This window comes from Protofrankia sp. Cj3, from assembly GCF_917627355.1.
In the GTDB taxonomy this organism is placed as follows: Bacteria; Actinomycetota; Actinomycetes; order Frankiales; family Frankiaceae; genus Protofrankia.
The window spans coordinates 1-3,783 of sequence record NZ_CAKJTR010000295.1 but is presented as its reverse complement, the minus strand read 5'-3'; the positions used below and the strand labels follow the sequence as shown (position 1 = coordinate 3,783).

Below are 3,783 nucleotides of genomic sequence, written 5' to 3'. Positions count from 1 at the left end.
TCGTCTACCGGGCGGAAGATCCGCAAGGGCTGGTGGTCGCGCTCAAGGTCATCCGAGCCGATATCGCTGACGATCCCAAATTTCGGAAACTGTTCCGGCGGGAGGCCCGCAACGCCCAGCGGGTTGTGCCGTTCTGCACCGCTCCGGTGCTGGATGTCAATGCCGACGCCGAGCAGCCGTACATCGTCACCGAATTTGTGGACGGTCCGACACTCAGCGCCGTGGTCGAACGGGACGGTCCGCTTCCGGGCATCGAGCTGTACCAACTCGCGGTCATGACCGCGGTCGCGATGATCGTGATTCACGATGCCGGCATCGTGCACTGTGATCTCAAGCCGTCGAACGTGTTGCTGTCCCCGCTCGGCCCGAGGATCATTGACTTCGGGGTTGCACGTGCTGTCGACGCCACGACCGCGGCCACCCAGACAGGTGTGTTCGGGACACCTGCGTTCATGGCACCGGAGCAGATCAGGCGTTATAACAGCGTCACTCCGGCAGCGGATGTCTTTGCCTGGGGCGGCATGATTGCCTATGCGGGCACCGGCCGGCGGCCGCATGGGGACGGCCGGCCCGATGTGATGCTTTACCGGGCCGTGCACGACGAGCCGGATTTCGAGGGTTTGGACAGCGGGCTGCGCCCGCTTGTCGTGAAGGCGATGGACAAAGATCCCCAGCGCCGGCCGTCGGCGACGGACGTGCTCGTCGAGTTGTTGAGCAAGCATGTGCCGGAACAGGAACTGGAAGACATCCTGACCGAGATTCGTCGCGGCCAAGTCCGTGGGACGGAGCTGGCCGCGATACTCAAGCGGCTGCTCAGCCTCGCCGCGGCGGCAGCTGAAACGACCGTCTCGGTCCTGCCCCCGCGGATCCTATCCACCGGCACGAATACGCCGATTTCGACCATGAACAACACGACTGTTCCGGATGAGAACGCGCCGCGGCCGATTCCGGTCCCACCGGCTCGTCACCAGCCGGACCAGGAAAAGGGTAAGAAGGAAGGCACGCGTAATGGCGGGCTCGGCCGGCTCCTTCACCGGCGGCGGTCCCGTCTTCTCGCGGCGGTCGGCGCGGGCGCGCTGGCGGTGGCCATCATATGGGCCTACAACCCGCCCCACCCACACTCGGTCGTGAAACCCACGTACGTGATTGGTTTCCAGGGGACGCTGACCGGTGGGAACGCGGCACTCGGCCGCAGCTCCCTCCTGGGCGCCCGGACGGCTGTCGAGCTTGCGAACCAGGACCCTGATCTCCCCTTCAGGTTGACGATGAAGGAGTCGGACGATCAGGGTTTGGCGGATAAGGGTGCTGGCGCAGCCCGGGAACTCATTGACGATCATAGTGTGGTGGCCGTCATCGGCCCCACCTTCTCCGGGCCGGCGGAGAAGAGCATATTGAGTTACTCCGGCGCCGGTCTTGTAGCAGTGAGCCCGTCGGCGACCGGGCCCGGGCTGACCTCGCTGGGCGTGGGCCCGGTGAGTACCTTCTTCCGGACAGTTTCCCCGGACACGGTGCAGGGGCCCCAGAGCGCGAAGTACATGATTTCGAAACTCAGCCCTCGTGGCGTTCTGGTGCTCTTCGATAGCAGCAACTCATACGGTACGGGTCTCGCTGATGAGCTGGTGAAACAGCTCAACCGGATCCAGCAGCAAAAGAATTTGCCTGTCACCGTGACCACCCGGGCGGCTGCCCCGGGCACTGACTACGCGAAGCTTCTCACGGATCTCAGTTCGTATAACCTGGTGTACTACGCCGGTTATACGTCGGAGTTCGTCGAGATAATCAAGATTCTCCGGCAGCGGAAATTCACGGGCACGATAATGAGTGGTGACGGGAGTAACAGTGATCTGCTGCTCACGGGAGTGGGCGGGGACGGTGCTGAAGGCGTTTATCTTACCTGCCCGTGTCGCGAAGTCGCCGAGATCGAACCGCGGAGCCAGGCGGTGCAACAGTTCGTCGACGTGTATGAAAAGATTTCTTCAGGTGCGCAGCCGGACTTCTACGCCGCCGACGCCTTCGATGCCACCAGGGTCGTCATCGACGTCCTGAAGCGCCTGCGCGGAAAGGTGAGCCGCCAATCTGTCGCCCACACCTTCGGTGATCCGAAATTTATCAGGGATTTCGAGTTTGAAGGCATAACGAAGAAAATCAAATTCGATATGAGTGGAGAGGTGCAGGGCGGTGATATTTTCATCTACCAGGTCAGGGACGGGCGGCGGCAGTATATCGGCAGCGCGGTGGAGCTGGCCCGTGGGAATGGCTGACCCGCGCTGGCGCCGCTGCCGTGGTGAGTGCCCGTGGTGAGCCTGGTGGCCATGTTGACGAGCAGCCGCCTGGAGGCCGCCCGCTTGGGAGCCGGGTCATGTTCGGCTGCGTCGGCGGACTGGTGTGTCCGCGGACTGGTGTGCGTCGCGGACGCAGCCGGTCGTCGGCTATGCCGGGCGGCCCGCCGGGCACGCGAGTTTCCTGTGATGATGTCGCTTTGTAGTCATTTTTGTACGGAGAGAACTGATGGGGGGCGTTGAGTCTCGTTGCCGCGCCCGTCGGAAAAGGTTGCGCGACGGTTGTCACCTTCTGCGACAGGATGACCGGGTGCCGATCCGACGCCAAACCCCGTCAACCCGCACGCCGCGGCGTGCTCAGCCGATGCTGCCACTGCCGATCCGCAATGCCGGCCAGACAGCCAGGAGCCGTGATGTACCAGCGCCGGCATCATGCGGTGGCTGTAGCGCCCGGTGGACCGAGCCGGACGCCACACATTGCCGGATCTGTCATGCCACCTGGCAGGACCTGCAGGGGTTCGACTCGCATCTGGCGGAATGCCAGCCAGGACTCGTGATCCGCTCTGCTCGGGCGCCACGGCGCTGACCGTCGGATCACCTGCCGGGGTGGCAGCCCCGAGGGGCGTTCCCCTGTCATGGCCGACCGCTTCGCTGAGGCATGGACGGCTCGACCGCGTCCGAAAGAGACCTCATCGACGTGCCCCGCGGATGTTTTGTCCGTACCAGGGCGGTTTTCTGTCGTATCCAGGCCGGTTGGCTCGCCGAGCGCGTGGAAAAGGGCGCTATCCGCCGTCCGGCCCGGTGCGCCGGACGGCGAATTCTGGCTTGGCCGGCGGCGCCTGTCCTGCCATTGTCGGAGGTGGTCGACAAGCAGCCGGCAGTCATATTTGTAGCATTTTGTCCACCACTGGTGAATGGAAGGAATCCTTGGCGGCCAACGACTGCGATCGTGATTCCTTCGCGTGTTTGGCGGCCCCTGGAATCCGGCACCTCGTCACCAGGGGTCACAGCTGGCGTGTCGACCCGCAGCGAGAAGCAACATATGCCCATCTGGAGTTGGTCAGTGCCACAACTGTCCAGCGATTTGATGTGACTCTCCGTCGTTGTTCGTCGAGGCAGCTGTAGCGCCCAGCGATCACCTCGTCCACAGTTGCGTGGGCGCAGTCCGGGATCTGGTACCAGCACCAGGGTCCGTTCTCGCAACTGGAGAGGCGGATCAGGAGCTGGTAGTCAGTTGCCGGGCCGGACCGCAGGTTGAGGTGGCAGCCGTTGGCGGCGGTGGGGAGCGCATACCAGTGCGTCGCAGACAGCGGGGTAGCTGCCCGCCGGGTTTCGGCGATCGCGGGCGAGCCCCAGGAGACGGCCATGGACGAGAGCAGGAGGCCTAGCGCCAGTGTGAAACTCTGGGCGAGCCTGCGTCCGCCGAGCTTGAGCGGCTCCGGCAGCAGGACTGTATTGCCGGGCGCTCTTACTCCGCGAACCGTGAGTTTGATCGTCTCGGGGC

2 protein-coding genes are annotated in these 3,783 nt (G+C 64.0%); one reads left to right on the top strand and one right to left on the bottom strand.

Annotated elements, in window-relative coordinates:
• A partial coding sequence (locus MJ783_RS22570) for a bifunctional serine/threonine-protein kinase/ABC transporter substrate-binding protein (RefSeq protein WP_239313745.1) occupies nucleotides 1–2,261 on the top strand: 2,261 nt, incomplete at its 5' end.
• A 1,022-nt stretch (nucleotides 2,262–3,283) separates the two neighbouring features.
• Here the strand turns inward: MJ783_RS22570 and MJ783_RS22565 are convergent.
• On the bottom strand, nucleotides 3,284–3,783 hold a 500-nt coding region (locus MJ783_RS22565), incomplete at its 5' end, for a hypothetical protein (RefSeq protein WP_239313744.1).